A 4,154-nucleotide genomic window follows, 5' to 3' on the forward strand; every position below is an offset into this window, starting at 1 on the left:
TCACCGCCCGCAACTCCGCGGTCTGGGCATCGGTCAGCATCACACCAGGATCAACGACAACCCGACATAACACAACCAGGATCACGCGACACTAGCTGCAACGGTGATCACTTCGTCGCTGAGCCGCCTCGCCCGCAAGGAGTGACGGTCGTACGTCAGCCACGAGCTTCCAGCTCCGCCTTGGCGCGGAGCAACGCATGACGCGCCGGCCGATCGACCGTGGGGAACTGCGGGTTGATCTCGATGAGCGCGTTGGCGATCACCGCTGCCGCGGCGAGCCGGGCGAACCACTTGTGGTCGGCCGGAATGACGTACCAGGGGGCCCAGCTCGTGCTCGTGTTCGACAGCATGTCGGAGTACGCCGTCTGGTAGGCGTCCCAGCTCTGCCGTTCGCGCAGGTCCGCGGCGGAGAACTTCCAGTTCTTCTCGGGCCGGTCGATCCTTTGCAGCAGGCGCTTGCGCTGTTCCTCCTTCGACAGGTTGAGGAACAGCTTCACGATGCGGAAACCGTTGTCGGACAGGTGATGCTCCCAGCCGTTGATGGCGCGGTACCGGCGTTTCCACACATTGCCGGACTTGGCCTCCGCCGGCAGTTTTTCGTGCTCCAGATGCTCGGGATGCACCCGGACGACAAGGACCTCCTCGTAGTGCGAGCGGTTGAAGATGGCGATCTCGCCGCGGCCGGGCAGCCGTTGCGCGAAGCGCCACATGTAGTCGTGGTCGAGTTCCTCTGCCGACGGCACCTTGAAGCTGTGCACGTGGACACCCTGTGGGTTGACGCCGCTCATGACGTGACGGATCGTGCCGTCCTTGCCGGCCGCGTCCGGTCCCTGGAGCACCACAAGCAGGCCGTGCCGATCCTGGGCGGCCAGCCTCGCCTGGTACTCGGTCAGCAGGCTGACCCCCCGCTGGAGCAGTTCGGCGCCGTCGCGTTTGCTGGCCATCCGCGCTGTGTACCCCGGTTCGTAGCGGCCCGGCAACCGGACCTTCGTCGCGGGCGGGACCCGCAACGGTGCGATCAGCTCGGCGATCCGCTTCGCTGCCTGGTCGGTCATGGCGGTGTGCTCCGCTCTTGCGTTCGTCACTGGGCCAGAGCCCCGGTCGTCGCGGCACGGTGACGCAGCACCATCTTGCGCAGCTCGGTCACCACGATCACCGACACGCCGGCAACCAGGCACACGAGCCACTGCGTCAGGTTGAGGCTCACGGTGTGCAGGACGCGCTGCAGCAGGCCGAGTTCGGTGGCGAGAATGATCGCGATGACCGACATGCCGCTGGTGACGAGGAACCGGTGGTCTTCGAAGGTGTCCAGGCTGAACATCGAACGCACGTCGCTGCGGACGGTGAACGACAGCGCCAGGTTGAGGATCGAGAACGTCGTCAGCCCCATGGTGCGGGCCACGCCGGTCCCGTACGCCCGCTCGGACCAGGCGATCACGGCCAGGGTGACCACGCCGAGCACCAGGCCGACGACGGCGAGCCAGAGCAGGGTGCGGGTGGACAGCAGCGGTTCATCGGCGCGGCGGGGCGGTCGCCGCATGATGTCCGGCTCCGGTTTGCCGTAGCCGAGGCCGATGGCCTGGAACGCCTGGGTGGTGAAGTTGACCCAGAGTGTCTGCAGCGGCAGGAACGGCACGCCGGTGGCGATGTTGAGGATGCTGGCGCCGAGGAACGTGGCGATGAAGCCGATGAGGGCGCCCATCTGGAAGAAGATGTACCGCTTGAGATTGTCGTACAGTGCCCGGCCGATCTCCACGGCCTTGACGATGGTCGCGAAGTCGTCGTCGGTGAGAATCATGGCGGCGGCCTCTTTCGAGACCTCCGTGCCGGTGATGCCCATCGCGATGCCGATGTCGGCGCGTTTGAGGGCGGGCGCGTCGTTGACGCCGTCGCCGGTCATCGCGACGATGTGCCTCTTGCGTTGCAGGATCTCCACGAGGCGTACCTTGTGCTCGGGTGTCACCCGGGCGATGACCCCGATGTCGTCGATCTCGCGGGTCAGTTGCTCGTCGCTCATCGCGGCGAACTCGGCCCCGCTGATGGCCCGGCCGTCGATGCCGAGCTGTTGTGAGATGGCCGCCGCGGTGACGGCGTGATCCCCGGTGATCATGCGGACTCGTATCCCGGCCGCCTTCGCCGTGGCGATCGCGGCCTTCGCCTGCGGCCGCGGCGGGTCGACGATGCCGACGAGGGCGAGGAGGGTCAGCCCTGTGAGTCTGCCGAGCAGGTCCGCCTGCGGGTCGAATGTTGCCGGGTCGAAGTCCTTGCGGGCCGTGGCCATGACCCGCAGTCCCTGCTCGGCGAGCCGCTCGTTCTCGGCCATGTAGCGTGCGCGGAGGTCGTCGTCCAGCTGGGTGGGTGCCGTGTCGGGCGTGATCACCGACGCCGCGCGGGCGAGCAGCTGGTCCGGGGCACCCTTGACGAAGCAGCGCACGACGTCGTTGCCCGACTCGTCGGTCATCCGGTGAAATGTCGCCATCAGCTTGTACGCGGCGTCGAACGGCACCTCCGCGACGCGCGGGTAACGCTGCCGCGTCGAGGCCACGTCGAGCCGGCCCTTCTCGGCGAGCACGACCAGCGCACCCTCGGTGGGATCGCCGATCAGCTGGCCGTCGTTCACCACGGCGTCGCCGGCCAGCGCCATCGGCAGCAGAAACGGCTCCAGCGGCACGTCCGGCTGGCCCGCGGCGTGCCGGATGTCGCCGTCGGTGTGGTATCCGCTGCCCGTGACCACGTATCGCCGGCCCGGGATGGCCAGCTCGACAGCGGTCATCTGGTTCAGCGTCAACGTCCCGGTCTTGTCCGAGTTGACGGCCGAGGTCGATCCGAGCGTCTCGGTCGACCGCAGTCGCTTGACGATCGCGTTCGCCCGGGCGAGCAACTGGGTGCCCAGCGACAGGATCGTCGTCACGACCGCCGGCAGGCCGGTGGGGATGGCCGAGACCGCGAAGGCGATCGCGGCGAGGAACACCACGTTGAACGCGTTGCCGCGGGCCAGGTTCAGCGCGATCGACAGCAGCAGCGCGGCACCGGCGACGACGAGGATCTGGTTGGTCAGCCGCGACAGCTGCCGGGTCAGCGGCGTCTCGGCGCCCTGCTCGGCCTGCAGCATGCCGGAGATGTGCCCGACCTCGGTCGCCATCCCGGTGGCGGTGACCACGAGCTCAGCGGTGCCGCGGGTGACGGTGGTGTTCATGTACACCATGTCGACCCGGTCGCCGAGCACCGCGTCGGCTCCGGCGACCGTGTCGGCGTCCTTGGCGACCGGGACACTCTCGCCGGTCAGCGCCGACTCGTCGACCTCGAGACTGGCGGTCCTGACCAGCCGCCCGTCGGCCGGGACCAGATCGCCGGCCTCGACCTGCACGACGTCACCCGGTACGAGATCCTCGGCCGCAAGCTCCGTCAGCTGCCCGTCGCGGCGCACGCGCGCCTTGACGATCATCATTTTCTGCAGCGCGCTGACGGCGGCCGCGGCCTTGCCCTCCTGACGCAGCCCGAGCACCGCGTTGAACAGTGTCAACACCAGCAACAGGATGCCCGTGCCGAACTGCTTGAGCGGGTACAGGCTGCCGATCCCGGCACACAGCAGGACGATCTGCATCGGGTCCGCGTACTGCCGCAGGAACGCCCGCCACCACGGCTCCTTGCGCGACTCGACCAACCGGTTCGGGCCGGACCTGGCACGCCGGGACGACGCCTCGGCGGCTGACAGGCCGGTCAACGCTTCGACGTGCTCCGCGGCGAGTGCGTCGTCGACCGACAGCGCATGGAAGGGCGGGGTCTCGGGGTCCTTTGTCGACAAGGTGGCCATGAGCTGGTCGCCTCCTGGAATCCGACGCATGGGTGGGTGCGGACTACCCACTCGCCGGCGGTTGACGCACGCCTTTGTTCGTGCTGCGCCAGCCTCCGGACGCGACGATCCCGGTCAACGCGGTGGTGCGCTCGGCGGTCCACCCAGGCCTGCCTCCGCATCACAAAGCCGCGGGTGGGAAGACCCCACCCGCGGCAGAGGAATGTGCGGGGGACCACCGGGGTCCCCCGCACACGATCGTCAGGCGTAGACCTCGAACTCGTACAGCGAGTAGCCGTACGCCGTGGCGCGGGTGGTGCCGTAGATGCGGACGTAGCGGCCGGTGGCGCCCAGCGCGGTG

The 4,154-nt window shown here is 68.4% G+C and carries 2 protein-coding genes; both read right to left on the reverse strand.

The annotated features are described in order from the left end of the window. Window positions 1-155 precede the first annotated feature (155 nt). Complete coding sequence (locus tag AB0367_RS22760) at window positions 156-1,055, reverse strand: PPK2 family polyphosphate kinase (RefSeq protein ID WP_366228385.1); 900 nt, start codon at window positions 1,053-1,055, stop codon at window positions 156-158. Window positions 1,056-1,081: 26 nt separating this feature from the next. Next, window positions 1,082-3,814: a cation-transporting P-type ATPase gene (locus AB0367_RS22765; protein ID WP_366228386.1), complete on the reverse strand. Its 2,733-nt coding sequence runs from the start codon at window positions 3,812-3,814 to the stop codon at window positions 1,082-1,084. Between the last annotated feature and the right edge of the window lie 340 nt (window positions 3,815-4,154).

The sequence above is a fragment of the Dactylosporangium sp. NPDC051484 genome (genome assembly GCF_040689395.1).
Classification (GTDB): Bacteria; Actinomycetota; Actinomycetes; order Mycobacteriales; family Micromonosporaceae; genus Dactylosporangium.